Below are 26,383 nucleotides of genomic sequence, written 5' to 3' on the forward strand. Positions count from 1 at the left end.
ATGCCCTATAAATCCCTCATGGTATTTATTGGCAAATCCCTGAAAAATGCATTCTTCCACTTCACCACCAATCCTGCACCATGGCCCAATGCTGCACCCTTCTCTCACTTTAGCCTGTAATACTATTGTATTATCTCCAATCGCACATGGTCCTTCAATTCTGGTAAAAGATTTTATTGAGCAACCTTTCCCAATATACACTGGTCCTTTTGTACAATCTATAACTACATACGGTTCTATAGTTACATCATCTTCTACTATTATTTGGGAACTATCGCCTAAAATTGTTACACTATTGTGGCCACCCGGCTTTTTTATAAATTTAAAATCCTGTGTTATAATATCCCCATTTTTATCAATCAATTCCCACAGAGATGTCAGCACATAACCGTTATAATTTGCTTTTTGAGTTTTGTCCTGCAAAAAATTTTGTACATCTTCGGTGGTGGTGAATGGTGGAATGGTAGCTTCTTGTACCTTTGCAAGTACAGGAATATCGTTATGCATATAAATAGTATTATTTTGTATGTCCGATAGTTCCGGGTATATAACCCTTGCATTGATAAACAGCAACTCTTCTGAATGGTTGATTTTCACCGGTTCATTAATATGGAGATGGGGATACTGTATGTGAACTATCGCTTCCAAATGATGTCGTGTATAAAAATAGATTGAATCAGGAAACTGAGATGGGAACAAGGTGGCATATCGCTGGTGAATGGTGAAAAGTCCGCAGCGAATATCCCATACGGGCCTTGTTAGGGTTATTGGGAAAAAGTCATTATACTGTGAATCTTCAAAAATTATTATTTTCATGTTTTCTTTAGAGCAGATACATTAATCTATTACATCATTAATTATCAAACCATATTTCCTTCATTAAAAACTGTTATTAAAATTAGTTATACTATAAACTGTTGTCAATAACATTTATGTAATAAAAAAAGCCACCCTACAGGAGTGGCTTTGTATGTATAAACTTTTAAGAAAAAGCTATTTATTTGCGTCTTCTTCAGCAAATTCTTTCTTGCGCTCTTCAATAACTTTTTCAGCAATCCTGCCTGAAATTGGCTCATAATGTGAAAAGCGCATTTCAAAGGTAGCCTTACCACTTGTCATTGCACGCAGGTCAATTGAATATCGCAGCATCTCGGCCAGTGGCACCAGCGCTTTAACTACTGATATTGGGGATTTCCCTTCCTCATCCGAACTTCCCATGCCCAGTACCTTGCCACGGCGGCTGGTGATATCATTCAAAATATCACCCATTGAATCCTTTTCAACATACACATCCACTTCCATGATGGGCTCTAACAGTATGGGACCTGCAGCTTCAAGACCTTTTTTCAATGCCTGTCGCGCTGCAATTTTAAATGACATTTCAGAAGAATCAACAGGATGATATGAACCATAGTAAAGCTCAACCGAAACATCCACAACCGGAAAGCGTGCAAGCACACCCTCATCCATTCCTTCTCGCAATCCCTTTTCAACAGCCGGTATGAAGTTACGTGGAATAACACCGCCAACAATGCTGTCTATAAATTCAAATCCTTTGCCACGTTCAAGTGGTGCAACTCTTATAAATACTTCACCATATTGCCCATGTCCACCTGTCTGCTTTTTGTGCTTATACTGAGCTTCAGCTTTTTTGGTGATAGTTTCCCTGTATGCAATCTTAGGTTCAGACGTAACAAGCTCAATTTTATTCTTTTCTTTTATGGATTTCAATATAATATCCAGCTGCATTTCACCCATTCCTGACAGAACTGTTTGTTTGGTTTCAGGATTAAATATATAGGTGATAGTTGGGTTTTCATCAGTTATTCGTGAGAATATCTGGCCAATTTTATCTTCATCGCCCTTCTTGGATGCCTGTACCGCATATGAAAACACAGGATTTGGTAACTGTATTATTGGCAACAACACTGAATGCTTTGTATCACATAATGTATCAAGAGTTGCTGTTCTATCCAGTTTAACAGCAACACCAATATCACCAGGAAGAAGTTTTGGCACTTCAACCGGTTTGTTGCCAATCATAGTATAAAGTTTTGTAACGCGTTCTTTATAATTCTTGGTGGAATTTAATACTTCAGTTTCAGGCAATAATGTTCCAGAAATGATTTTCAAATAATTGAATCTGCCAGCATACTGGTCAATGTATGTTTTCCATACAACTGCAGCAAATGGTGCATCAGGTTTTGATGTAATAACCACTTTTTCTTCTTTATTATTGGGATTTAGACCTTCAACCTGTTTGTTTAATTCCCATGCAGGAACATAATTTTTAATAACGTTAAGCAAATTCTTTATACCAATAGCTTTCAGTGAAGAACCACAAATAACCGGAAAGACCTCTGCTCTGGCAACAAGTTCTTTCAAGCCTTTTTTCATTTCATCTTCAGTTAATGGTTCACCCTCTAAATACTTTTCTATCAGTTCGTCATCGCCTTCAGCCGATAGTTCCATCAGACTATTGCGTGCATCTTCTGCAGCCTTTTTCAAATCTGCCGGGATATCGCTTGCTTGAATTTTGCCATCAGGTTTAGGCATCATAGCCTTCATTTCAATCAGGTCAATAACACCGCTGTGTTTATCAGCTTCACCGACAGGAATGCAAACAGCTGCAAATTTTGCATTAAAATGGGATCTCAGGTTATCAATAATAGCATTGAAATTTGCCCGTTCTTTATCCATTTTGTTTATAAAAATGATTCGTGGAATCTTTTTTGATTCTAAATAACGCCACACTTTTTCAGTTTCTATCTGTACGCCATCAACTGCATCAACCACTACGATAGCCGCTTCGGCTACCTGAATAGCGGCTCGTGCTTCACCAACAAAATCTGACATACCAGGTGTATCAATAATATTTATTTTAACATCATCTATCTCAACATAACCCAGTGCACTACGAATTGACATTTTCCTGCTTTTTTCTTCCTCATCATAATCCGATGTCAGCGACCCGTCATCCGGCTTGCCAATTTTGTCAATTTGACCACCTATAAACAACATCGCATCAAATAATGTAGATTTTCCGGTACTTCCATGCCCCACAATGGTAACAGTTCTAACGTTTTCAGTAGAATATTCTTTTAGCATCATACCCTCCAGCGTACTATTCACTAAATTAAAATGAGATATTCTCTTTTAGGACGAAAAGACAAAAGCTTTTGCAGAAAAGTAAAATGCTATATGTTTTTTGTAAAGTATTTTATTTTATAAAATTGAAAGCTATAGCACAAGTTCACAAAGAATATTCATAATCAATTTAGAAAAGTAGTTTAATAAAACATTATCTTTTGAAAAACAAAAGTTTTTCTTACCACTTCCTGGTATCGTAGTTATGTAGCAGTATAGTTTAGTGATAGGCAATTACTGTGCTGCTTTTTGTAGTAATTCCGGCGGTGGTCCCCAGTAAAATTGGCAACAAGGAATGCCTTCTTCTAAATAAAATGAAAATGTGTAGCCACTAAAACGATAGTTATCGGTATTTTCATCACTGTCTAATGCAGCAAGAAAATCATACAGATAATTCTCAACACAATAGGCTATAACCTTTGCCAATGACATCTTACATATTTTGCGCACATCCATCACAAACTCATACTCATTCTCATACAAATATAGATGTACCCGCTTCCAGGTGTGATACCGCTTCCTATACTGTAACCGTGTATAGCTTTTCACCGGAATTCGTTTATATGACAGCACATAGTTGATGAAATTGATAACAAACGTATGAAGCGATAGTTTACGGATAGTGGCATTTTCTTGTAAAAGCTCTAAGTGTGCATAGGCAATGCAGGTAGTCGTTTCTATATTCATATGTTTCCTCCAAAGTACGTATGTAACAATACAATAGGACTATTGGAAATAATTTCAACTACAAATTGTATGCAGTTTGAAAAACCATTCACGTTAAGAATAGGCCATGGTGCAGTTGTACACCATACATTGTGATACATCCTCAGGATAATAGGCATTATGATAAAAGGGCAAGCAGTGTAAAGATTGATGCATAGCAAGTATGTCACACCACACTATGAGGTTGCTCTAAAGTGGAGGGACATTATTCACATAACTGCCGACTAATAAAAAAATATTTTATAGCTTTTTATTTCATTACTACTAGTTTGTAATTTATTTGGCGCTTACATTTATAATGTATCATCACTAATTATTCCTAAATGTGGAAATTTGAATAAAATATAAAATAGTGTACAAAGGGTGTCCCAAAAGACACCTCTTTGCAATGACTTTTGTTTTCCTGTCATTGCGAGGAACGAAGTGACGAAGCAATCCCATAGTTGCGAGCGCCGCAGGCGCGTGGCAATCTCATCTTCTGCATCATTGAGATTGCTTCACTTCGCTCGCAATGACATTGCACTCACGCCATTGCATGCACTACCGTTTCTTTTGAGACGACCCCGTACACTATATTCATTATGAAATTTTTTAGGAATTATTGCTGATGTATCATAGTTATTATCCTATTATACTTATTAATCAAAGTATTTTATTATTGCAAAATTCGTATTCATTATATAATTGTAAAAATCCAAATTAAGATAAAATATTTTGATGATAGTATGAAATTATTACACAATTACAAAATTTATGTCACAATTTTGTTCTGTATTCATCTTTGTTTATTGAATCCAGTAGTATATGCACAGAATGTTTACGAAGCATCCTCACTGCATAACGCTGCTTCCCGAAGCCAGACTGTCCAGCAGATCTTTTATCAGCGTTGGGATACCATATTCAGTAACTATCTGCACTTTGATGCATATATAAACGTAAACTGGGTATTTAATTTTTATGTAAACACATATAACCGTGGTACTGGCCAAAAAGAAGCAGTACCCATGCGGCTGGTCAGAACATTTTCAGATCTAGCAATGTTATTCTCAGTCTATACACCTGTTACAGAAACACCGGATGAAACTCAGCCAGTAGACATAACCGATGTCACAACATTCCGCAAGCCATGGGTGAACAACTCAATTTTACTGGGTTTTACAGCCTGTGGGTATCACTATGGATTAACACGTTCGGTTGAAATTAACCGTGGGAGCGCCGGTAGTGAAACTGCAACTGATTATGCCTTTTCACAATTTTTTGACGATATTGTTGCAATCACAGCGGTGTTTGTTCCCTACGTTACGCTTCATGCAGGGATTGTCTTTAATCAGCAGATTGAACCAAACGAAGATGGCACTCTGGATTATAATTTTGACCCATCAACAATTACCAAACGCTACTTCACATCATTAAGTCTTTATAACACATTAACCTGGCGGTCAACAGCAGCAAAAGACCGCATGGAATCCTATGATGTAAGCCTGAACATAACACAATTGTTATCCATTGCAACAACCATACCTTCATACATACCACAGACAACAATTGGTTACAAACAATATCATAAATACAACGATGAGCCATATGACCCGGTGTGGATAAGTACAGCAAGCGGCAAATCAAATACCATGAGCGATAGTTTAAAGCAACATGCTACCCTGTATACCTATTACACAACGTTATCCAAAAACTTTGGCAATTTTTATATTGCAACCAGTATTGAATTACAACATGTTGACAGAACGCTTGTTGATAAGCGAACAGAGCAAAAAGTATTACTGCCAATGATGCGGATATGGTGGGCAAAAGCTGGATATGATCTTATGGATAACCCTGGCTGGGATTTCATTGTATGGTTGGGAGTAAATAAATACTATGACCCTGCAATAAGCTATCATAGCAAGCATAGTGATAATGACACAGGTGGCTGGTTTGCCATGATTGACGGTACTGCGCCATATATTACCTTAACCATTAAGGCTTCATATAATGACGCAAGTGAGCTTGATAGACTTGTTGAGGTAGTTGATAAATTTGTAATAGAAGCAAGTGCAAGTTTTAGGATTTAGTTCAATGAAAAGTAAAATTTTATCATACATATTTTTATGGGCGATAGTTCCTCATATAATAGCCTGCTCCTACACAGCTGACTATATCGAAGGAGCTCTTACCAACCGTGCCAGTTTTTCCATCAGTGCCCATTATGAGGCAGGTACTGGTGTAGTCGTTGAGTGGAATGCTAATCCCGACAATGACTCCTTTGCCGGCTATGAAATATATATGACCGAAGAACCAAACAATGAATTTGCAGATTATATAGTTGTTGGAGCTTGCTACAGTATTAGTTCTTCTACATATTTTAAATATGATTCCAATCTACAGTATACTTGGACATCGCAATTTACTCATGACAACACACATATTCCATCATCAGGCATTTACTTTTACCGTGTTGGCGTCATTGAGTGGGATGAACGTGATTATGATGGTGATGGCAAAGATGATAAAAAACCTTCTTCACCTAATGAATCATTATATGAATCATATACTAATATAGCTGAAATCAGTGGCAGCGCTATGGTTGAAATTCCTTGAATAATATAGAAATATAAGCTCTGACCCCTTCTACACCCATCCCACAATAGAATACCGCTTGCGATATATTGCATCGTAGCACATAAATCTTTTTACCCTTTCGGCAAATGTTTTCCCTAACTCTTTAAAATAGTCATGGTAATCTATTGGCACCCCTACATCAGCATCCTCCTGTAAATATGCTTTTATGCTGCTGTAAGTGTATGTAGTGGGGTCAGAGCATAAATTTTTCCGTACCGGATTATACGCTAAATACCACAACAACCACAACAAATAGTGAAATCCATCTTTTGCAAATTCTACAATACTATCCTTATACCGCTCATTCCAGAAAGGACCAGTCCTTCCGGTAACCTTATTATACAGTTCTGCAAATCGCGCTTTTATATACTGCATAATGCGCCCTATAGGTGCTCCATCATCTACCGTGCGAATAACCAAATGGATGTGATTGTCCATAATACAGTAGGCAATAAGCTTAAACGGGTATTTTTCTTTTGCTCTGCGTAAAATTTCCACAAAACAGGCTTTAAAGTACTCTTCTTCTAACATATTTCGCCACTCAATGCAGCGAGAAGTAATGTGATAGGTAAGACCGGGCATCTGTACACGCAATTTCCGTGCCATAGTATTCCTCCTATAAGTATAGTAATATGCTATTACGCTTCTACTGTATACAACGCTTTTGGTGGGAAAAATTAAAAGGAATTGGGAAAAAATTTGTATTTTTGATGAAAAATTTTAAACAATGGGGTCAGAGCATAGACTATCCTCTTCTCTGGGATCCCTGCGCGAGACAAAGTAATGCATCACGCAGAGTATGATGAGTTATTGGAGAGATGGTGGGATTTAGGGGTCAAAGCCTCACTCTCCCTATCTCTGCGATCTCTGCGTTAAACAAAAATTAAACATCTCACTGAGAATACAGAGTACACGAGTGATGGGGTCAGAGCTTATATTCTACACCCTAAAGGAAAACCCCGCAGGGGTGACACTATTGTAAGGGATCAGAGCCTCACTCTCCCCATCTCTGCAATCTCTGTGTGAGACAAACCGATGCATCACGCAGAGTGCGCAAAGTTATTGGAGAGATACTGGGATTTGGGAGTCAGAGCCTATAATCTATACAGTTATGATATTTAAAACAATTACAATATTATAATTGACAGAACAGCATTTTCATTACATACACATATATATCGTTTTATGGAGGAATAAAATGCATTACTGTATTATTGGCAATGGCGTTGCAGGCACCGAAGCAGCGCTGGCTATTCGTTCACAGGATAGTTCATCAGCAATTACTATTATAACCCAATCAGCCTATCACATGTACTATCGCCCACGCCTCATTGAATACTTAGCTGGTGATATTAAACCGGAAAATCTGTATATTTACAAACCTGCAACCTATGATGAAAAACACATTGAAGTTTTGTTTAAAACTGAAGTCATTGATATTGATACAAAGAATAAATATATAACATTGCATCATGGATCAAAGATTAAATACGACAAACTTTGTATTGCCACTGGTGCCACTCCTTCCGTGCCATCCATACCTGGCATCACGTCACAGGGTGTTTTCAGCGTTCGCACTATTGATGATGCAGATGCTATTATTAACCATATAAACAACGCATCTAACAAAAATGTTGTAGTGATTGGTGGTGGCCTTTTGGGACTGGAAACTGCATACAGTTTGTGCAAGCGGGGATGCAGCGTAACAGTTATTGAATTTTTTGATAGGCTCCTGCCGCGCCAGCTTGATGGTGATGGAGCAACCATTGTAAAAAAGCTTCTTGAGCAAAAGGGATTACAGTTTGTATTAGGTGATTCGGTTACGGAAATTATGGGCGATAGTTCCGCACAAATAGTCATCTGCAAATCAGGGAAAAAACTTACCGCAAGCACTGTGATATTCTCAATGGGAATTAAACCAGAGACTACCCTGGCAAAGAATGCAGGGATTTTGGTAAACCGTGGAATAGTTATTGATAATTATCTGCAAACTTCCGAACCGGATATTTTTGCTGCGGGAGATCCAACTGAATACAATGGAATATGTTATGGAATATGGCCTGCCGCACGCGAACAGGGGAAGCTTGCAGGATTAAATATGGCAGGAGTTAAACAGGAATACAAGGGTACATTGCATTCAGTATTGTTAAAAATAACAGGCATTGACCTTTACTCGGCAGGTGATTTTACTAAAGAAGACACTCAATCCATAGTTCATAAAGCCGACAGCATATACGTAAAGTTTTTATATAATAATACTGAACCTGTGGCAGCAATTGTCATTGGTGACATGAATATTATAAAACTTGCCCGCAACGTTATGGAAAAAAAAGCTGAGATTGGTGAACTAATTGGGAAGTTTACATGATTTTTGGTGATATTTAGGGGGTGTCTCAAAAGACATCTTTTTTGCAGTGAATTTTGCCTTCCTGTCATTGCCAGGAACGAAGTGACGAAACAATCCCATAGTTGCGAGTGTCGCAGGTACTCCTACTCGTCATTGCGAGAACCACCAGCGACGAAGCAATCTTTCTTTCTGTGCTATTGAGATTGCTTCGCTACGCTCGCAATGACTTTACACTTGCGTCACTGCAAGGAACGACGTGACGTACACTGTGGTTATTGCAAGACCCACGGTTTGTTTTGAAACGGTTCCATAGTCTACTTCTCTTTGAGATACTTTTCAATTCTGTTTAAGCCTTCTTGAATATTTTCCAACGATGTTGCATACGAAAATCGTAAAAAACCCTGGCCGGCGCTACCAAAATCAATACCAGGAGTTACTCCAACTTTAACTTTCTCTATTATATTGAATGCTTCTGTATATGAATCACTACAGAAAGCACGTGCATCTGCAAACACATAGAATGCGCCTGTTGGCTCAACATGGATTGTAAATCCCATTGATTGTAATCGCTGAATCATATATTTACGCCTGATGTTGTATGTATTGCGCATATGTTCAACATCCTGCTTTGCGTGTCGTAATGCGGCAATACCAGCCCACTGAATAAAGTTATTTGCCGAAATCATAAAATTTTGATGAATACGCTGCATTACGTTTGAAAATTCTTTTGGGAAAATGCAATAGCCTAATCGCCAACCTGTCATTGCATAGAGTTTGGAAAAGCCATTTATAACAAATGCCTTATCAGTAAATTCAAGTATGGAATGCGCTCTATCTTTATAGACAAGGCCATGATAAATTTCATCTGAAATGATAAATTGTTTATCAAACTGAGCTATTGTCTGCAGTGCGTCTTTACTCATGACAATGCCTGTTGGATTACAGGGTGAATTTAACATAATAGCTTTAGTTTTGGGGGTTATTTTTTTCTTTATGTCGTCAGGTCTATACTGAAAACCTTCTTCGGGATAGGTTATTATTTCATTTACAATTCCTCCTGCTGCAATGATAAAATTTTGATAACACGGATAGCGAGGATTTGATACAATAACATCTTCACCGGGATTAAGTATAGCAAGCATGGCAAAAAGAAGCGCAGGTGAAGTCCCTGTAGTAACCAGTATCTGATCAGGTGATAGTGACACATTATATTCATCGTAATAATATTCACAGATTGCTTCACGCAATTCCAGTAAACCCAACGCGTGGGTATATTTTATTTTTTGTTTTTTCAATGCTTCTATGGCAGCTTCTTCAATAATTTTGGGTGTCATGAAATCAGGCTCCCCAACTTCTAAGTGAATCACATGCTCACCTTTGCGTTCCAGCTCTTCGGCCTTTGCCATAACATCCATAACAATAAATGATGTAAATTCATGTGCACGTTGTGATAGCATAGTGCGATAGTTCATAATAATATACTCTCACTATTACAAAATTTTATGTAGAGTGTACACATATACTACAACGATATTGCTTCCCCACAAGCAATTTGTTAATTACAGCTTCCTATTACAAGTTAACCAGCAAATCACTATCATGACAAGCCTAATTTACAGTAACTATCGCAAAAAAATAATAGCAACTATTGACAAAATTTCACTTTCACTTTATTTTAATCATTGATTCAATAAACAGTAACTATCCTGCATACTATAATAAGGGGTGAAGCCTATGGTCCAGATTTTGATTTTATACTACTCCCGTTCAGGCAATACTAAGGAGCTTGCACAGGCAATAGCAGAAGGCGTTAAACAGGTTGAGGGTGCTCAGTGCATACTGCGTTCAACAGAAGAAGTGACCAAAGATGATTTTTTGAATTCACAGGGCATTATTGCAGGATCACCGGTATATTTTGGCACAATGGCAGCTGAATTAAAACGTTTGTTTGATGATTATGTTATTATTAGACGTAAGATGGAAAACAAAGTAGGCGCTGCATTTGCTACTTCAAGTGATCCATCAGGTGGTAAGGAAACCACACTCCTTTCAATATTGCAGGCTATGCTCATCTACGGGATGGTTATTGTTGGTGATCCTATGGAAGCAACAGGTCATTACGGTGTTTCTTGCATTGGTTCTCCTGACGAAAAGACAAAAAAGAATGCAGCACTGCTGGGTAAACGTGTTGCTGAATTAGCAAAAAAACTCTGGGATAAACAGTGAAACATTGTGCCATCATAGTAGCAGGTGGTATGGGACAGCGTATGGGTGCTGCTGTCCCAAAACAATTTTTACAGCTTGGCACCAAACCTCTTATTGCATGGTCAATTGAAACATTAGCTGTATCACAATTAATTGATAGCATAATAATAGCCATTCATCCTGAATACAAGCAACAGCTGGAAGATGTCATCAACACATATTTTCCTGATACTACCATTATCATCACGCATGGTGGACAAACACGCCAGGAATCCTGCTTTAATGGATTGCAAGCGTGCAATTTTTCCAGTGATGATATTGTGCTGATTCATGATGCAGCACGCCCCTTTATAACTATTAGTATGATTAAGCAGTGCATTGATGTAGCTACACTGCACGGTGCATGTGGTATGTATGTTCCTGTAAAAGAAACGATTGCACAGGTGAATGATTCTACAATAACGCACGTTTTACCACGTGAAATTCTCTATGCAGCACAAACACCGCAATGCTTTCGGTATTCAATAATTATTGATGCCCACAAAAAAGCACGCCAGCGTAATATTACTCATGCTACCGATGATGTGTCGCTGGCTTTACTTGCCGGATATACAGTAAAAGCCATAACAGGAGATTTTTATACAAACATAAAGATTACTACAAACGAAGATATGGAGTTAGCAAAATTGTTAATAAAGGATAAGGGAATAAAGAATATTAGGTGATTTGGGTTGTAGGAATATTTTAATAATATTGCTAATCTATCTTTATCTTTTTGATGTGCCCCAGCTGTTTTATTTCATCAAAAAGCAACCGTATACTGAAATCTTCGTCCATACGGCAATGCACAATCAGATCTGATGTATGGTTTTCTACATCTTCGGTAATGGATACCTGTCGTATGTCAATATCACCAGCATGTGTCTTTACTGCTGCTAAAATCTGCTTTGCTGCAATAGCATCGGAATAATAGGTTATCTGCAATATTCTGATTTTCTTCTGTTCAACAAGCCACAGCTCAACTTTTTCAAATACCTGTAATGTTACCACCAGTAGCACCGTAGCCAAGGCCCCTAAAAAATAAAACCCAGCACCAAATACCATGCCAATGCCTGATGTTGTCCATATTGTTGCCGCGGTAGTTAGTCCTCGTATGCTGAATCCATATTTAAAAATTGCGCCTGCACCCAGAAATCCAATGCCGCTAATCACCTGTGCAGAAAGCCGTGCGGGATCACCAGAACCAGGTGAATACACATAGGGAATAAAATATGACAAAATCATAATAATGCATGCGCCCAAAGATAAAACCATGTGTGTACGCAAACCTGCAGGTTGATAGTGACGCTCGCGTTCAAAACCTATACAGAACCCTGCAATAATTGCACACATAATTCGTACAAGCACTGTAACGGGGTGCAACACATCAAGACCGGTAATGGTATCAATGACTGAACTCATGCAATTGTTCTTTTAATAATTGTATTTGATTTTCAATGCTTTCAAGTGAAGTGCTTCCATATGATTTTTTTCGTTCAGTTGATTTCTCAGGGTCAAGGTATTCATAAATGTCAGCATCAAATTTTTCTGAAAATTTCTTAAATTCATCCAATGGTAAAGTAAAAAAGTCTTTATTGTTATTTTCACAATACTTAACAATTGAACCAACTATCTCATGAGCCTGCCTGAAAGCAATACCTTTCATAACAAGATAATCAGCAATATCAGTTGCAGTGGAAAAATTTTTATATAATGCATTCTTTGTTATTTCTTTATTCACTGTCATATGTTCAATCATCTCGGCCATGCCTTTCAGCACCAATTTCACAGTATCAATGGAATCAAAGAGAGGTTCTTTATCTTCCTGTAAATCGCGGTTATAGGTCATTGGGAGCCCTTTTAGCACTGTCAACAATGAAATTAAATTGCCATATAACCTGCCCGTTTTCCCACGTATAAGTTCAGCAACATCGGGGTTGCGCTTCTGAGGCATAATGGATGAGCCTGTTGTAACGCTATCAGATAGCTTTATAAAATTGAATTCGGCTGTTGACCACACAATCAAATCTTCTGCCAAGCGTGATGAATGCATACCCACCATTGCAGCAAAGTACAAAAAGTCAGCAATAAAATCTCTGTCACTTACTGCATCCATTGAATTATGTGCGATAGTTGTAAAATTCAGCTCTTTAGCAACATAGTGCCTGTCTGTGGTATAATTAACTCCTGCCAGAGCTCCGCTTCCTAAAGGAAGGACGTCTGCAGAAGTGAATGCAAATTTCAGCCGTTTGAGATCACGCAGATACGCCCAGGCATATACCAGAAGATGATGGCTGAAGCGCACAGGCTGTGCTATCTGCAAGTGTGTATACCCCGGCATAACGATATGTTTATGTTCATCAGCTTTCTTTATCAACTTTTGTATCAAATCAACACAAAGTTTTTGTATATCGTTAATTTCGTTTTTCAAATACAATCGTACATCGGTGACTACCTGATCATTTCGTGAACGTGCAGTGTGTAACCTCCTTCCTGCATCGCCAATAAGCTCCGTTAATCTTGCTTCAATATTCATGTGAATGTCTTCAAGCTTTTCGTTAAAAGGGAATGTGCCTTCTTCAATTTCTTTCTGTATTGTTTGTAAACCATTTATAATTGCATTGCAATCATCCTGGGATAGTATACCCTGTTTTGCTAACATTTTGGCATGTGCAATGGAACACTGTACATCATGTTTGTATAACCTGACATCAAAATGCAATGATGTAGATATCTGTTCTGTAACTTTAGAGGTTGTATCACTAAACCTTCCACCCCATAGTTTTTTGTTTTTCAAAGCTGTTCTCCTGTAGAAATAGAATTATAATGCACTGTCATTTTAAGAAGCACAGTGACTTAAGAATCTCATGTTTATTACATTGAAATTTTTCAATTAAATTAGAATGATATCCTATTACTTTCATCAAATTAACCTGTAATAGCCATGACTATCAATTGCTAAATACTTTTTTTTCAAAGCTATAGTAAATCATTTCATTGAAATTATATAATAAAAATGTATATCAATCATCTCCAGTGGTAGGAGTGCATACTTCATATTTCACTAAATAATTTTTTAGGAATTACTACTGATTATTATCAGTAATTTATTTATGTCAAGTATAAAGGGGAATCTACGATTTGATATTTTTTAGTATTATGTCAAGATAGTTGTCTAATTCCCCAATAAGAGGTTTTAATTCATATTCTAGTATATCTGAAAGGCTGACTATATCATTATTTTCCATTATTTCTACAATTTCGGATAACATATCTTGTAATCTGATATTCAATTCTTCAAGTGATTGATCATTATAGACAATGTCAGCCAGATTTATGCCAAATACCGGTGATACCTGATAGCAGGTTCGCATGTATAAATAAAGGAAATCCACAAGTGTATGTATAATCTCCAGTGCTTCATTATCTTTACCTTTTTGATACAGGCTGGCTATCGCCTCTAAATTATTCACCTGCTTTGAAATCATAGATTTTAAATCCAGCAGTGTCTGAAAAAGAACATCCGGCGAATCCACACTCTGAATAATAAGATGCTTCAGTGCATCACTGCAAAGTAAAACTCTGAATAATGTTGTTACATCATGAAACAATTCATGAATTTTATTAACATCACTATTGGTCCTATTTTCACTTATCATGTTTTGCAATGATTTAATTGAATCAATATATTGCTGTACCGTCATATCTTTAAACCGCACATCTTCCCTTTCAAGGCCAAGCATATGCAATACCGACTGTAATACTGAAATAATCCATTCTATACCATAGTGCAACTGAGTAAACTCATTATCAGTTAATTGCGCAATTGACTCTTTATCTTTTAAATACTGTTCGGCTCTATTACAATATGCAATACCTTCTTTTATGGAATCAATCACCACATCACCCACAGACTGGACAAAGCAATTAATATTTTTAATGTCATGTATTGGCGTATCGGGGGCCGAGTCTGGCTGATACAGCACTCCATCAACAATAGCACCTGAAAATATCAGGCTTCGCTCTGATGCCCAGCTATGAACTGAACTCATCACATCTTTTACAGTACTTTCTTTTTCTATGGTAAAATCAACAGGATGATCATTGATTAAAAGCTGCATCATATACCTCTTATTTTAATAATTAATCGCCAGTTTGATTTTTCAAATTTTTCATTTGTTGATCCAGCCAGTTGCTCTGTGACTTGGATCCTGAGATAGCCTTTTCCATGGAAGCAAATTTTTGCCTTAATTTCTGTTCATACGCTTTCAGATGCTCCTGCTTTCGTTCAATGCGCTCATCAGTAGCTTTAATAGATGCATCCTCCAGATCCATTTTTGCTACTATGATGTTTTTACCTGCGCTAACATACGGATCCAGGATACTTTCCATCTTAAAAGCCAATCCATTATCAATCCGGTTATCGCCATCATTATCCGAACCAAAGAAATCCTGAACACCTTCCGGATTTTCTGACAGCACCTCAACAAGCTTTGCCTCATCTATTATCAGCTTGCCTTCTCTTATTGTTTCCCACTTTGCATTTATTTCACCGGTTGAAACTCCAATCTGATAAAGCATTTTAACCGGTTTTTCTACATTTGATGGATAAGCGGAGCTAATTGCGGTCTTCAATGCATTTTGCAACCGCATAAGAGTCATATCCCCAATAAAAATACCGTTTTTATATTTATCTTTTTGATAATCACCAACTTTGTCACTTTTTGCTGCTTTTGTTAATTCATTATTAAATGTAAGATAATCATTATATGCTTCAACAAATTTCTTTATTTTTTCAACTGCTGTTTCAGTATTCTGACGTATTGTTATAGTAACGGGTTTCGTTGAAGTGCCTAAGAGATTAAGGGTTACCCCCTTTAATACATCATCAATACCGCTATTTTTGGGTCTAACTATCTCAACTCCATCAAGTTTTATTTTTGCATCATTTGCTTCAGCTATAACATTTTTTGGCTCAAGTATTCCTTCCCCTTTTATCTCGGTAATCAGTGAGGCATCTTGAAACGTAGCTTTGCCATCATTACAGTAGAACAAAATTTTTGTTATCTTTTTATCTGCAAAATCCTGCCCTACCGGTATTTCCTGTTTGCCCTGTTTATTTGGGTCTAGCTTATATATTTTTTCAGTACGTTTGCCATCTTCAATCGAAACTACTCCAACACCAATAATATCTTCAACCTCTTTTTTTGGTTTCTTTTCAAGAGGTCGTTCACGGGAAACATTATACCCTTTCAGTTCAATACCTTTTATAACAGTTGTTTCATCAGGACCTATCTCAACTTTATAGGGTATTACTTCATCTTCCGATTTTTCTTTTGAATATGTAACATTCAACTCAAGTATTGACTGCTTTTGTGCTTTGTACTCAACCGGTAAAATATACTCACGCCATAATTTGGCATCTATTGTTAGCATTTTCCCTTCTTTATCAACTGTCAGAGTACCATCTTCATCCTCTACAGGTTTGTCACCAGTATAACCTGTAAAATATTTTGTATCAAAGATTATTCGCTGGGATTCTTTTGCTGCGCCTTTTTCACCTTTTACAAGGCCAATCTTTTTTAAGTACTCTTCGTCACCGCGTATTTTTAATTCACCCTTTTTTCCCGGCACTTTTGATTCAATAGTTAAAATACTTTTATCATCGATAGTTTTAATTGTTGTTGCCGAAACAACACTGGATGCAATTTCATTAATTTTGTCGCTCAATGTTTTGATATTACCACCACGGAATTTTATGGTATATGAATTTCCATCTACTTCAATGCTGAAAGTTCCTGCGGGCAATATTTCATCTTCTTTAATCTGATCAGTGGATATTTTGTGGGATGAAGCTAAATTCAATACTTCAAGTGTATGTGTGCCATTCACTGCATGCCGTGATGCCTGAGCCTGCAAAACACCAGTATCAGAAACCTGGACACCTTTTTCCTTGAATGGTGACCTGAAACCATATAAATCTTTAGTTGCATTGTTTAATGTATTAAGTTTTGTTTGCAGCTGACGTAAAGCTTCCTTACGGAGAGAATAATTATCTTTTTCCTCCTGCCATTGTATAATAGGCCTGGCTTCTACTTCAACCAGCTTTTGAATTATCTGGTCGGTATCCATCCCTGATGCTACGCCGCCTAAAGTGACTGGCATACATGTATCCCTTCATGTAAGATAATAGTAAAGATAGCAATGTACCCATACTATTTCAATACATTATCGGCAAAATTTACCAATCACTAAAGCGACATATTACAACAAAATTATCGTGATTCATCGATAAACATGCCTATCATTTCCCTGATCTGAGCAGCAAGCCTGATTACCTCTTTTGGAGGTATTTCCCGTATCACTTCATTATTGTTGGCATCCAGAACACGCATAACAATTCTGTCAGTCTTTTCATCAACTGAGAATGCTATACGATTGTTGACTGTTTTTGCCGCTGCATTCAGCATGTCTACAGCATCATTCAAACTTTCCTTTGTAAAACGGGGTTCTTCATATCCCCTGTTCTCGTTTCGTGCTTCAGGCTGCTTAACCTTGAAAGCATTTACAGGCATATTCCCCGAAACTTTGCTAATATCCATACAAGTTACCTCCTTGTATACTTTAAAAACCTTCCCTGTACAAAATTTGAAAAAATTTTTGCCCTCTCCTCGTAAATTCTAAGAGAGGGCAAATCCCGGTCGGCACTGCGGTAACCGGATATTCCCCTCATCCCAATAAATGCAATACCAACTGAGGCTTGAAATTAGCCTGAGCCAGCATCGCAACACCACTCTGGACGAGGATCTGGTCCTTTGTAAACTCAACCATTTCGGCTGCCATATCCGCATCCCGTATACGGGAATCAGCAGCTAACATATTCTCATAGGACATTGCCAGAGCATTGATGGTATTTTCCATCCTGTTGTAGTAGCCACCAAGGTCTGCCCTTTGCCGATTCAGCTTATCTAAAGCTGCATCGATATACCCTATCATGGCATTTGCCTGACCAACAGTGGAAATTGACCGTTTTCGGTTCCCATCATAAAGGTTTAAAGCCTTGGCACTCATCGTAGTAATAAAGGCTCTAATCCTTTGCCCCTGGTTTGGCCCAATATGGAAGAATATGCTTCCTACTCGCGAATTGCGCGCATAAATGCCGGTGAGCATCTTCATACGGTTGAATTCAGCGGATGTTGAAATCCTGTCGATTTCATCAATAAGCTGTGACACTTCAACCTGAATCTGCGCACGGTCGGCATTTGAATAAATTCCATTGGCAGCCTGTACCGATAGCATCCTGATCCTCTGCAGAATATCATTAATCTGCTGTAATGATCCTTCGGCAACCTGTATAAACGAAAGCCCATTTTCGGCATTTCGTTCAGCCTGGAACAAACCGTTAATCTGTGTCCTCATTTTTTCAGACACAGCAAGCCCCGAAGCATCATCGCCAGCTCTGTTAATCTGCTGGCCGGATGCCAACCGCTCAATGGACTTATCCATTCGCGATGAGACGATCTTAAGCTGCCTGTTAGCGAATATAGCGCTTAAGTTGTGATTGATTCTCATAAACTCTCCCTCCCTTGAACGTTTACAGGATATCCCGGTATTTCTATTGAGATATCTCAGGATTTTTCAGTATGTTCATCATGAACATACCGGGTCTATTGTCAGACCAGGGGTTTTCTCCCCAATGTTGCCCGGACTGCCCATCATCCAGACCTCATCAGCTGCCGTGATTCCGGCAGCCGGTGACGCCCTCCCATCATCACCGGCCGCCAGAACAAGCAGCCGAATAGAAAGGACAGCCCCGGTACAATCGTCCAGGGAGAGTGAGAATCATCACATAAGTTTTCAAAGAACCGTTAGGTGTGTCCCCTATCTGATTACACAAGTAATCGTAACACCGATTGGGGTTGTAAATTAGCCTGTGCTAACATTGCAGTGCCTGACTGCACAGGGACTGTGTTCTTGGTAAATTCTACCATTTCTTCAGCCATATCAGTATCCCGGATACGGGATTCTGATGCCTGAACATTCTCATACGCGGTCATAAGCCCCTTGGCAGTATGCTCAAGCCTGTTATAATAGGCACCTAAGTCAGCACGCTGCTTGGAAAGCTTCTGTAGTGCTGCATCCATAACACCAATGGTTGCATTTGCACCACCTGGTGATGTCAGTGTAATAGCTACTTTACCGGTAGCATCTTTCATCTTGAAAGCCTGAGCTGTCATGGTTCCAATGAATACCCTGACGCGCTGATTGGCGTTAGGTCCCATATGGAACCACATGCTTGACTTTGGATTAATCTTGGAGAACTCACCGGTTAATATTTTGAACCGGTTAAATTCTGCCTGCGATGCTATACGGTCCACTTCATCAACCAGGGCAGATACTTCAACCTGAATAAGTTGACGATCTGCGTTGGTATAGATACCGTTTGCAGCCTGAACCGCCAGAACCCTTATTCTCTGGATAATCTGGGCAGTCTGTGCTAAATACCCTTCTGCAGTCTGAACAAACGACATACCATCTTCGGTATTTCGTTCAGCCTGACGCAAACCCTGGATCTGGGTTCGCATCTTTTCAGACACTGCCAAACCAGAAGCATCATCGCCAGCTCTGTTTATTCTTTCACCAGACGATAGCTTCTCCATGCTTTTGTTCACACTCCACTGTGTGAACTTCAACGTTCTGTTAGCATTTACAGCACTCATGTTGTGGTTGATAATCATTTTACACTCCTTTGCACATTAGTTTTGGCTTCCCTGCCATTAATTACACCTCACCGGGCAGACAGTGCAGTGTAATGGTGAGCAGCAAAAACGCTGCCTTGTTCCAGGCTTGTATCTGGGCTCATACAAGACCAGAACCACTGAAAGGCCAAGCCTGGAGTGATGCTATCAAACCACAAACCCCAACAGGTGTTTTCAAAGACCAACGTCAGGAGACACTACTCCCTGCTCGACTTTTCGTCACCGTAGGCCTAAAACATGAATGCTAAAATTTCCAGTTTTTCGTTATTTATTATGGATTAAACGTAATTATTGTAAAATATGCTTTTGTTTTCTCTTTTTTTTAATATTTTTCAATATTTTTATATTATATTGCAAGAGGTGCCCTTCCACAGCATTTTTTAAATTTTTTACCAGAACCACACGGGCAAGTGTCATTACGCTGCAACTGGTTAAATTTTCCTGATTGTACTGATTGCTGTAATTTACTTACCCTTCTTACCAATTCCTTTTCATAGTGCTGGTAATGCTCAAAAAGCATCTTCCATGCTTCACACAATTTGCTTGTACCTCTTTGATTTATAGTAGAAGTAAATCTATACCTGGTGCAATCTCCCATACAAAAATTATTAATGCTGCACATACTGCATTCGGTTGTGGTTTCACGTTTAAGCAGTGCAAATGTATTGCGTTTTTCATTATTCAAAATTTCCTGTAAGCGATAGTTCATAATATTGCCTAATTGCCACTCTGGATACACAAAAAAATCACAGGGGTAACAATCGCCATTGTGCTCCACAACGATATATGAATTGCATTCACCAAGCCAGCAACATGACGTTTTTGCACCATAAGAATACATAAGAAGATCCTGAAATAACCTGATGGAAACATAGGGAAAACCATCCTGATACCATGCATCAAAAAGCTCACAGTAAAAATTCCCCAGATCCTTTCCACTGATACTGTATGGCATACTATTTCCCTGTTCATCGTGTTCAAAACAGGGAATAAACTGTAGATAGGCAAAGTTATTGTTTCGGAAGAAGTCATAGATTTCACGTGCTTGTGCAACATTTGCATTGGTTACTAATGCAAGGATATTGTACTGCACGGCATATTCATTCATAAGAGCTATCGCATCCATAACTTTTCCAAAGGTACCATGCCCTGCATAATCTCTTCTATAGGTATCATGAATTACCTCTGGTCCATCTAAGCTTATGCCAACCAGAAAATTGTTACGTGATAAAAATTCACACCACTGCTCATTGAGAAGAATTCCATTTGTTTGAAGTGAATTTTCTATGATTTGAAAATTTTTCTTTAAACGGTTTTGAACAGTAACTATCTCCCTAAAAAAATCAAGACCGGCTAACGTTGGCTCACCACCCTGCCAACACAATGAAATATACGTTGAACCAGTATCAATCGCTGCTTTTATTAATGTCTCAACTACATCAAACGGCATTATTTGAAGACGCCCCGGGTATACATCAACTACCCGTTTGTAAAAACAGTAATTGCATGCTAAATTACAATGATATGAAACCGGTTTTACTAAGATTGAAAGACTTTCCATCGCACCTATGTGACCTTGTGATCATCCCTTTAAAAATTTAGAAGCATTAAAAGCATATATTCACACAAAGTAATTGCAAGCAGATTTATGAAGTTTTTCATTATTTTTGTTGCCTTAATATTGCATGAGCATTACACTTCATTAATTCTTATGGGCACCTCTAAAAACCACTTTCATCATTATAAATGCAATAAAGAGAAAGCGGTTTTATCCTATGTTTTGTGCCCACACGGGAACATCCAAAAAACAGTTTTTAGAAGTTCACGTATTCACAGGGGAGATTCACTATGGCAGTAGATATTCAATTAGTAGAAAATTCAAAAAGTAAAAAGGAGAATTCAAAGTTTTAAAATTTAAATCTAAAAAAGAATTACAAAAAGTTGCTGATGATGTCATCCATGTATTCATGAAAACTTTAAGTGATCATGCCGGAAATTATGAACTGACTAAACCTGAATGTGACTATATAGTAAAAAGTTTATTGCAGGTTGCCAACCCTGAACTTATAAAAATAATTACTCACAAAGATACAATTATTGGTTTTCTTTTTGGCTTTCATGATTTATCAGGTGCATTACAAAAAGCAAATGGGAAGCTAACCCCTTTATCTATTTATAGAATTATACGCGAATACAAAAAAACCAACTGGATACTGGTTAACGGGATGGGTATACTTCCAGAATTTCAGGGATTGGGAGCCAATGCGGTATTATATGCAGAACTGGAAAAAACCATACGGCAATTTTCTCAGTTTAAACACTTAGAAATGGTGCAGATACAGGAAACTACAAGTAAAATGCTTAGTAATGTTAAAACATTAAATGGAAGGACATTCAAAACTCATCGGATGTATCAGTTAGCAATATAACCTGGTAATAAAATGAACATTTCACACTATATGAATATCAATTACTAACACAAAACCTATTTTGTAATTCATCAGATTGTATTTTATTTGACAATCCATTATCGGTTGAAAATATTGCTTCAACACTAATATATACTATATCAGGTAATGGAGATCGGCATGAAAAAATTAAAAGTATTTTGTACGATAGCTCTTGTTATTGTGGCAATGGCTATGCCACTTGTGTATGTAAGTGCTGGTTACGCTGAAGCAGCACACCCTGCTGTTACAGCAGAATCCACCCAAGCACCACATGGCGGGCATGACATTGGTACAGAATTGCCACTATGGTCAGTGCTGCCGTTTGCAGGGATATTACTCTCAATAGCGCTTTTTCCTTTATTTGCCCCTCATTTCTGGCATCATCATTTTCCAAAGGTGTCAGCATTCTGGGCTCTTGTTTTTGCAATCCCCTTTGTTATTTCCTATAAAGGGATAGCTGCACATGAAATTCTGCATATTTACATCATTGACTATATCCCTTTTATTATTTTATTATGGGCATTATTTACCATTTCAGGTGGTATCCTGGTACGAGGTACATTGAAAGGCACTCCGTTAGTTAATTCCACCATACTGGTTATTGGCTCTTTGCTTGCATCATGGATTGGGACTACCGGTGCGTCAATGCTGTTAATACGACCAATTCTGCGCTCCAATGCTTGGCGAAAACACAAAGTACATACCATTGTATTCTTTATATTTCTTGTAAGTAATATTGGTGGTTCATTAACACCACTTGGTGACCCACCCCTATTTTTGGGCTTTTTACATGGGGTGCCATTCTTCTGGACATTAACACATCTTTTTACTGTCTGGGGATTTGCAGTAATAATACTATTGTTGATTTATTTCATTATAGACTCTTATTTCTATAGTAAAGAAGACAAATCCAAGGAAGAATATGGTGAAAAGCAGGCGCTTAAAGTGGAAGGTTGGCACAATTTTATTTTCTTAGCTGGTGTGGTTGGTGGTGTTTTATTCAGTGGTCTGGTAAAATTGGGTGAAGTCAATATATTAGGTGTACATCAATCAATAGAAAACCTTATCAGGGATGCTGTACTCATCATCATGGGACTGCTATCACTTAAAACTACCTCTCAGCAAATACGAAAAGACAATGAATTTACATGGTTTCCCATTCAGGAAGTTGCATACCTGTTTGCTGGAATATTTATGACTATTATTCCTGCCCTTGCAATATTAAAAGCTGGTGAACATGGTGCACTTGCATTTTTAATTAATGCAGTAAAACAACCTGCTCACTATTTTTGGGCAACGGGTTCCCTTTCCAGTTTTCTTGACAATGCCCCAACATATTTAACGTTCTTTAATACAGCACTGGGCAGCTTCTATGCCGGCATGCCCGAAATTGAAGCTGTACACCGACTGATAGCTGAACAAAACGTATATTTACAGGCAATAGCAGCAGGTGCGGTATTTATGGGTGCCAACACCTATATTGGCAATGCTCCTAACTTTATGGTAAAATCAATTTCAGAAGAAGCGGGAATACGAATGCCAAGTTTTTTTGGGTATATGTTTAAATATTCAATTCCCATTCTTATTCCTGTTTTTATACTTGTAACTTACGTATTCTTTAGATAACATAATATCCAAAGGATAAGGATATTCCATTGTCCTTATCCTTTGCCAATAACAATTAAAAGAGGTGGTAGTATGGCAAAAACATTTTATGAAGTAGTACTGGAAGGTCATTATAACTTTGTCTATGGGATGCTTGAGGGATATAAATTAGCTGCAGGGAAAAATTTTACTTACTATTTAAGTCAACAGGTTAATGTAAAAGCTACAACGCTTTCTGAGGTACTTAAAGAATTTCTTACCCTTAAAAGTAAGTTACAATATGTTATTATTGAAGCTAATTCATGGAAAAAATTTGAAGCAGCTGTTAAAAAACAGCCTGAAAATTCACTCATTAATAAAAAATATATTAAGTCAGTTAAAAAGATTGAAAGTGCTTCATTTGAATTTAACTTTGAAGCCTATGCCAGAAAATATGGTGATGAAATAAAGAAAATACTTAAGTCATTACCTAAATCAATTAAGCTTGTTGACTATGCACCAAAAGAAGAAGTTCATAAAGATGCAAAAGGAACTGAACTGTATGCACCTGACCATGAATATTCATTCAAAGGTAAAGGTAAATTAGTGGGTGACATTGAAACAACTATTTCATTCAACAAGAAATTTGACGAGCACCCCTTAATAGATGTATCTACTATCAGTTTACAATTGAAATAAGAAAAATATTAATTTCACGGCTGTTTCAGGCTGCTGGGAAGTGAACATTATTACACATGTTGTTCATGGATTTTCATTCAGGAATGAATAGTATACTCCGATACTAATTACGTGTATCATCATATAGATTACATTTTTTTAATGAGATAGAAAAATAAGAACCATGAAAAAAACATTAGCAATTAGTATAATCAGTATTGTTTGCATTGCTTCAACTATTATATATTCAAAGTACAGGATGTCTTCTTTTGAACCCCAATATATAGGGTTTCTTACTGTTGAAAACAGCACCATTATAAAACAATTAGATTCATTATTACAAAAAACAAATATAGCAGGTATCAGGGGTAATAAAGAATTAGCAAAATGTTTAGAGGAACAGATTAAATCCTTGAAGCAATTATCACTTATTGCAATCGCTGATAATGAATACAGTGTTCTTATTGCAGCAAAAAAAGATAGAGTTATTAATCAAAAACTTTTTGATGCAATTATTACTGATATTTCCCAGAAAAAGCTATTGCCATCAACAACATTTCCACAAATCACACGGTACTATAGCAATCATAAATATTACTTTTTTATTTATAATGCTCCACAGTATACTATTATCACAACATATAGCTTTGTGCTTCCCAAAAATCTTATTATTAAATTAGCACTGGAAAACCTTCTCATTGTTATTATGTTTATCATCATTGGCACTGCTATCATTATCACACTTCAACAAAAAGCTAGCAAACCAACCTCAATGAAGGAAGAAAAAACGAAAATAAAACCACATACGCCAAACCCCGTTGAAGCACTCTGCCAGCAATTTTCAATTATTTCAGTAACTATCGCACAACAAAATAAAAAAGGTAACCTGCAAACCATTTACAGCCACCCTGATAAAAAACAAAACGTATACCTGCAACCAGAAATAATTAATGAATTGCTTAATGGCGTACATATACTTGCAGAAAAAAATACAGTATTAATTTTTTATAATGACACCACTCAACTTTTTTTCAGACTGGTTAAACATCAGGCTTTTAAAGGAAAAACAATACAGGATATTGAAACGTTTATAGACAATAACAGTGTCTTACTTCTTAAATTTTTGAAAATAAAGAAATAAATGTTTTTAATTTACCATTAGCGTTTTGTAGCCACAATAGCATAATGATATTGCCCGGCTTGAAGAATATTCACAATTTTAAATCCACGTTGATATAGTGTTGCGGTAGCCTGATCAACAGATAACTTGATATCCATAGATGGGCCAGGAATACCTTCCCTTTTATAAAAATCAATAATTATCAGTAACCCTTTATCATTCAGCGACTTTATTGTATTGCTCATTGCAGCATCAATTTCATTATTGTAGACAAGCCCATGCAGAACATTAATCATGATGATTGCGTCAGCTTTCACAGGAATATTTTTTGTTATATCACCAAGCATTGGCTGTATATTGGTAACTTGTTTATCTTTTACTATAATAGTTAGATTATCTATTGCCTGTTCATTATAATCCATAGCATAAATTATTGAATCAGGAAACTTTTCAGAAAGGGCAAATGAAAAATATCCATCTCCACAACCAACATCCAGAATATGCATTCCATTTGTAAAAGGCAGTTTTGCAATGAGTTCATTTGCATTTATACATGCACTGCTTGATTTTCCTTTGTGTTCGTGTTTTTGCATTGGATCTCCTTACGGTATATTTTTGTAATTTCTAAAAACAGTAAAAAGAGTCAATTTAATAATTACCTCTTTATAATGTTCAACATCATAATTCAATTATAGCGGAAAAACATGTATGT

At 37.3% G+C, this 26,383-nt stretch carries 23 protein-coding genes; 9 read left to right on the plus strand and 14 right to left on the minus strand.

Annotation, left to right across the window (positions count from 1 at the left end; genetic code table 11):
* The 3 genes from AB1444_04780 to AB1444_04790 form a co-directional block, all read right to left on the minus strand.
* The coding region (locus tag AB1444_04780; GenBank protein ID MEW6525968.1) for a putative sugar nucleotidyl transferase at nt 1–816 on the minus strand (816 nt) is incomplete at its 3' end.
* A 177-nt stretch (nt 817–993) separates the two neighbouring features.
* Nucleotides 994–3,108, minus strand: a complete 2,115-nt coding sequence (gene fusA, locus AB1444_04785) for an elongation factor G (protein ID MEW6525969.1) — start codon at nt 3,106–3,108, stop codon at nt 994–996.
* Between the two features lie 273 nt (nt 3,109–3,381).
* The gene (locus AB1444_04790) at nt 3,382–3,834 is read right to left on the minus strand and encodes a hypothetical protein (GenBank protein ID MEW6525970.1); all 453 of its coding nucleotides are present in this window, start codon (nt 3,832–3,834) and stop codon (nt 3,382–3,384) included.
* 764 nt (nt 3,835–4,598) lie between these two features.
* On the opposite strand from AB1444_04790, the gene AB1444_04795 reads away from it, so the two are divergent.
* Nucleotides 4,599–5,942 (plus strand): hypothetical protein, encoded by a 1,344-nt coding sequence (locus tag AB1444_04795; protein MEW6525971.1) that lies wholly within the window; start codon nt 4,599–4,601, stop codon nt 5,940–5,942.
* A gap of 4 nt (nt 5,943–5,946) precedes the next feature.
* Nucleotides 5,947–6,468 carry a hypothetical protein gene (locus AB1444_04800; protein ID MEW6525972.1) on the plus strand — a complete coding sequence of 174 codons (522 nt, stop codon included), beginning with the start codon at nt 5,947–5,949 and terminating at the stop codon, nt 6,466–6,468.
* A gap of 30 nt (nt 6,469–6,498) precedes the next feature.
* Here the strand turns inward: AB1444_04800 and AB1444_04805 are convergent, their stop codons facing one another.
* Complete coding sequence (locus tag AB1444_04805; GenBank protein ID MEW6525973.1) at nt 6,499–7,095, minus strand: transposase; 597 nt, start codon at nt 7,093–7,095, stop codon at nt 6,499–6,501.
* 592 nt (nt 7,096–7,687) lie between these two features.
* Between AB1444_04805 and AB1444_04810 the strand changes: the two genes are divergently transcribed.
* Complete coding sequence (locus tag AB1444_04810; GenBank protein ID MEW6525974.1) at nt 7,688–8,857, plus strand: FAD-dependent oxidoreductase; 1,170 nt, start codon at nt 7,688–7,690, stop codon at nt 8,855–8,857.
* A gap of 293 nt (nt 8,858–9,150) precedes the next feature.
* Here the strand turns inward: AB1444_04810 and AB1444_04815 are convergent, their stop codons facing one another.
* A complete protein-coding gene (locus AB1444_04815) occupies nt 9,151–10,308 on the minus strand; it encodes a pyridoxal phosphate-dependent aminotransferase (GenBank protein MEW6525975.1) in 1,158 nt (385 codons plus the stop codon).
* A gap of 262 nt (nt 10,309–10,570) precedes the next feature.
* Between AB1444_04815 and AB1444_04820 the strand changes: the two genes are divergently transcribed.
* The gene (locus tag AB1444_04820; GenBank protein MEW6525976.1) at nt 10,571–11,062 is read left to right on the plus strand and encodes an NAD(P)H-dependent oxidoreductase; all 492 of its coding nucleotides are present in this window, start codon (nt 10,571–10,573) and stop codon (nt 11,060–11,062) included.
* Complete coding sequence (gene ispD, locus AB1444_04825; protein ID MEW6525977.1) at nt 11,059–11,766, plus strand: 2-C-methyl-D-erythritol 4-phosphate cytidylyltransferase; 708 nt, start codon at nt 11,059–11,061, stop codon at nt 11,764–11,766. The genes AB1444_04820 and ispD overlap by 4 nt, the downstream gene beginning before the upstream one ends.
* A 31-nt stretch (nt 11,767–11,797) precedes the next feature.
* Here ispD and AB1444_04830 read toward each other — a convergent pair whose 3' ends face one another.
* The 8 genes from AB1444_04830 to AB1444_04865 all read right to left on the minus strand — a co-directional run bounded on the left by AB1444_04830 (nt 11,798) and on the right by AB1444_04865 (nt 21,400).
* A complete protein-coding gene (locus tag AB1444_04830) occupies nt 11,798–12,502 on the minus strand; it encodes an MgtC/SapB family protein (GenBank protein MEW6525978.1) in 705 nt (234 codons plus the stop codon).
* Nucleotides 12,486–13,877 carry an argininosuccinate lyase gene (argH, locus tag AB1444_04835; GenBank protein MEW6525979.1) on the minus strand — a complete coding sequence of 464 codons (1,392 nt, stop codon included), beginning with the start codon at nt 13,875–13,877 and terminating at the stop codon, nt 12,486–12,488. Before argH ends, AB1444_04830 begins: the two co-directional genes overlap by 17 nt.
* A 337-nt stretch (nt 13,878–14,214) precedes the next feature.
* Complete coding sequence (locus AB1444_04840) at nt 14,215–15,204, minus strand: hypothetical protein (GenBank protein ID MEW6525980.1); 990 nt, start codon at nt 15,202–15,204, stop codon at nt 14,215–14,217.
* Nucleotides 15,205–15,223: 19 nt separating this feature from the next.
* Complete coding sequence (fliD, locus tag AB1444_04845; protein MEW6525981.1) at nt 15,224–17,245, minus strand: flagellar filament capping protein FliD; 2,022 nt, start codon at nt 17,243–17,245, stop codon at nt 15,224–15,226.
* 110 nt (nt 17,246–17,355) lie between these two features.
* On the minus strand, nt 17,356–17,682 hold the full coding sequence (locus AB1444_04850) for a flagellar protein FlaG (GenBank protein ID MEW6525982.1): 327 nt from the start codon (nt 17,680–17,682) through the stop codon (nt 17,356–17,358).
* Between the two features lie 127 nt (nt 17,683–17,809).
* The gene (locus tag AB1444_04855; protein MEW6525983.1) at nt 17,810–18,652 is read right to left on the minus strand and encodes a flagellin; all 843 of its coding nucleotides are present in this window, start codon (nt 18,650–18,652) and stop codon (nt 17,810–17,812) included.
* A gap of 317 nt (nt 18,653–18,969) precedes the next feature.
* Nucleotides 18,970–19,818, minus strand: a complete 849-nt coding sequence (locus AB1444_04860) for a flagellin (protein MEW6525984.1) — start codon at nt 19,816–19,818, stop codon at nt 18,970–18,972.
* Between the two features lie 367 nt (nt 19,819–20,185).
* A complete protein-coding gene (locus tag AB1444_04865) occupies nt 20,186–21,400 on the minus strand; it encodes an anaerobic sulfatase maturase (GenBank protein MEW6525985.1) in 1,215 nt (404 codons plus the stop codon).
* 406 nt (nt 21,401–21,806) lie between these two features.
* Here AB1444_04865 and AB1444_04870 point away from each other — a divergent pair, with 406 nt between their 5' ends.
* From AB1444_04870 to AB1444_04885, 4 genes are all read left to right on the plus strand, one after another.
* Entirely contained in the window at nt 21,807–22,268 is a 462-nt protein-coding gene (locus AB1444_04870) for a hypothetical protein (GenBank protein ID MEW6525986.1), read from the plus strand.
* Between the two features lie 159 nt (nt 22,269–22,427).
* On the plus strand, nt 22,428–23,915 hold the full coding sequence (locus AB1444_04875; GenBank protein ID MEW6525987.1) for a sodium:proton antiporter: 1,488 nt from the start codon (nt 22,428–22,430) through the stop codon (nt 23,913–23,915).
* A gap of 72 nt (nt 23,916–23,987) precedes the next feature.
* Nucleotides 23,988–24,572, plus strand: coding sequence for a hypothetical protein (locus tag AB1444_04880; GenBank protein ID MEW6525988.1), 585 nt, complete (start codon nt 23,988–23,990; stop codon nt 24,570–24,572).
* 163 nt (nt 24,573–24,735) lie between these two features.
* Nucleotides 24,736–25,692, plus strand: coding sequence for a hypothetical protein (locus tag AB1444_04885; GenBank protein MEW6525989.1), 957 nt, complete (start codon nt 24,736–24,738; stop codon nt 25,690–25,692).
* Between the two features lie 17 nt (nt 25,693–25,709).
* Here the strand turns inward: AB1444_04885 and AB1444_04890 are convergent, their stop codons facing one another.
* Nucleotides 25,710–26,264, minus strand: coding sequence for a class I SAM-dependent methyltransferase (locus AB1444_04890; protein ID MEW6525990.1), 555 nt, complete (start codon nt 26,262–26,264; stop codon nt 25,710–25,712).
* Nucleotides 26,265–26,383: the final 119 nt, after the last annotated feature.

The sequence above is a fragment of the Spirochaetota bacterium genome, assembly GCA_040756435.1.
In the GTDB taxonomy this organism is placed as follows: Bacteria; Spirochaetota; UBA4802; order UBA4802; family UB4802; genus UBA4802.

Bases quoted from the DNA above. Each gene is read 5' to 3' on its own strand.
- AB1444_04815 (MEW6525975.1), bottom strand. From the start codon at position 10,308: ATGAACTATCGCACTATGCTATCACAACGTGCACATGAATTTACATCA.
- AB1444_04850 (MEW6525982.1), bottom strand. From the start codon at position 17,682: ATGGATATTAGCAAAGTTTCGGGGAATATGCCTGTAAATGCTTTCAAG.
- fliD (MEW6525981.1), bottom strand. From the start codon at position 17,245: ATGCCAGTCACTTTAGGCGGCGTAGCATCAGGGATGGATACCGACCAG.
- fusA (MEW6525969.1), bottom strand. From the start codon at position 3,108: ATGCTAAAAGAATATTCTACTGAAAACGTTAGAACTGTTACCATTGTG.
- AB1444_04830 (MEW6525978.1), bottom strand. From the start codon at position 12,502: ATGAGTTCAGTCATTGATACCATTACCGGTCTTGATGTGTTGCACCCC.
- AB1444_04820 (MEW6525976.1), top strand. From the start codon at position 10,571: ATGGTCCAGATTTTGATTTTATACTACTCCCGTTCAGGCAATACTAAG.
- AB1444_04840 (MEW6525980.1), bottom strand. From the start codon at position 15,204: ATGATGCAGCTTTTAATCAATGATCATCCTGTTGATTTTACCATAGAA.
- AB1444_04880 (MEW6525988.1), top strand. From the start codon at position 23,988: ATGGCAAAAACATTTTATGAAGTAGTACTGGAAGGTCATTATAACTTT.
- AB1444_04870 (MEW6525986.1), top strand. From the start codon at position 21,807: ATGAAAACTTTAAGTGATCATGCCGGAAATTATGAACTGACTAAACCT.
- AB1444_04810 (MEW6525974.1), top strand. From the start codon at position 7,688: ATGCATTACTGTATTATTGGCAATGGCGTTGCAGGCACCGAAGCAGCG.
- AB1444_04805 (MEW6525973.1), bottom strand. From the start codon at position 7,095: ATGGCACGGAAATTGCGTGTACAGATGCCCGGTCTTACCTATCACATT.
- AB1444_04800 (MEW6525972.1), top strand. From the start codon at position 5,947: ATGAAAAGTAAAATTTTATCATACATATTTTTATGGGCGATAGTTCCT.
- AB1444_04855 (MEW6525983.1), bottom strand. From the start codon at position 18,652: ATGAGAATCAATCACAACTTAAGCGCTATATTCGCTAACAGGCAGCTT.
- AB1444_04890 (MEW6525990.1), bottom strand. From the start codon at position 26,264: ATGCAAAAACACGAACACAAAGGAAAATCAAGCAGTGCATGTATAAAT.
- AB1444_04860 (MEW6525984.1), bottom strand. From the start codon at position 19,818: ATGATTATCAACCACAACATGAGTGCTGTAAATGCTAACAGAACGTTG.
- AB1444_04875 (MEW6525987.1), top strand. From the start codon at position 22,428: ATGAAAAAATTAAAAGTATTTTGTACGATAGCTCTTGTTATTGTGGCA.
- AB1444_04790 (MEW6525970.1), bottom strand. From the start codon at position 3,834: ATGAATATAGAAACGACTACCTGCATTGCCTATGCACACTTAGAGCTT.
- AB1444_04795 (MEW6525971.1), top strand. From the start codon at position 4,599: ATGAAATTATTACACAATTACAAAATTTATGTCACAATTTTGTTCTGT.
- AB1444_04885 (MEW6525989.1), top strand. From the start codon at position 24,736: ATGAAAAAAACATTAGCAATTAGTATAATCAGTATTGTTTGCATTGCT.
- AB1444_04865 (MEW6525985.1), bottom strand. From the start codon at position 21,400: ATGGAAAGTCTTTCAATCTTAGTAAAACCGGTTTCATATCATTGTAAT.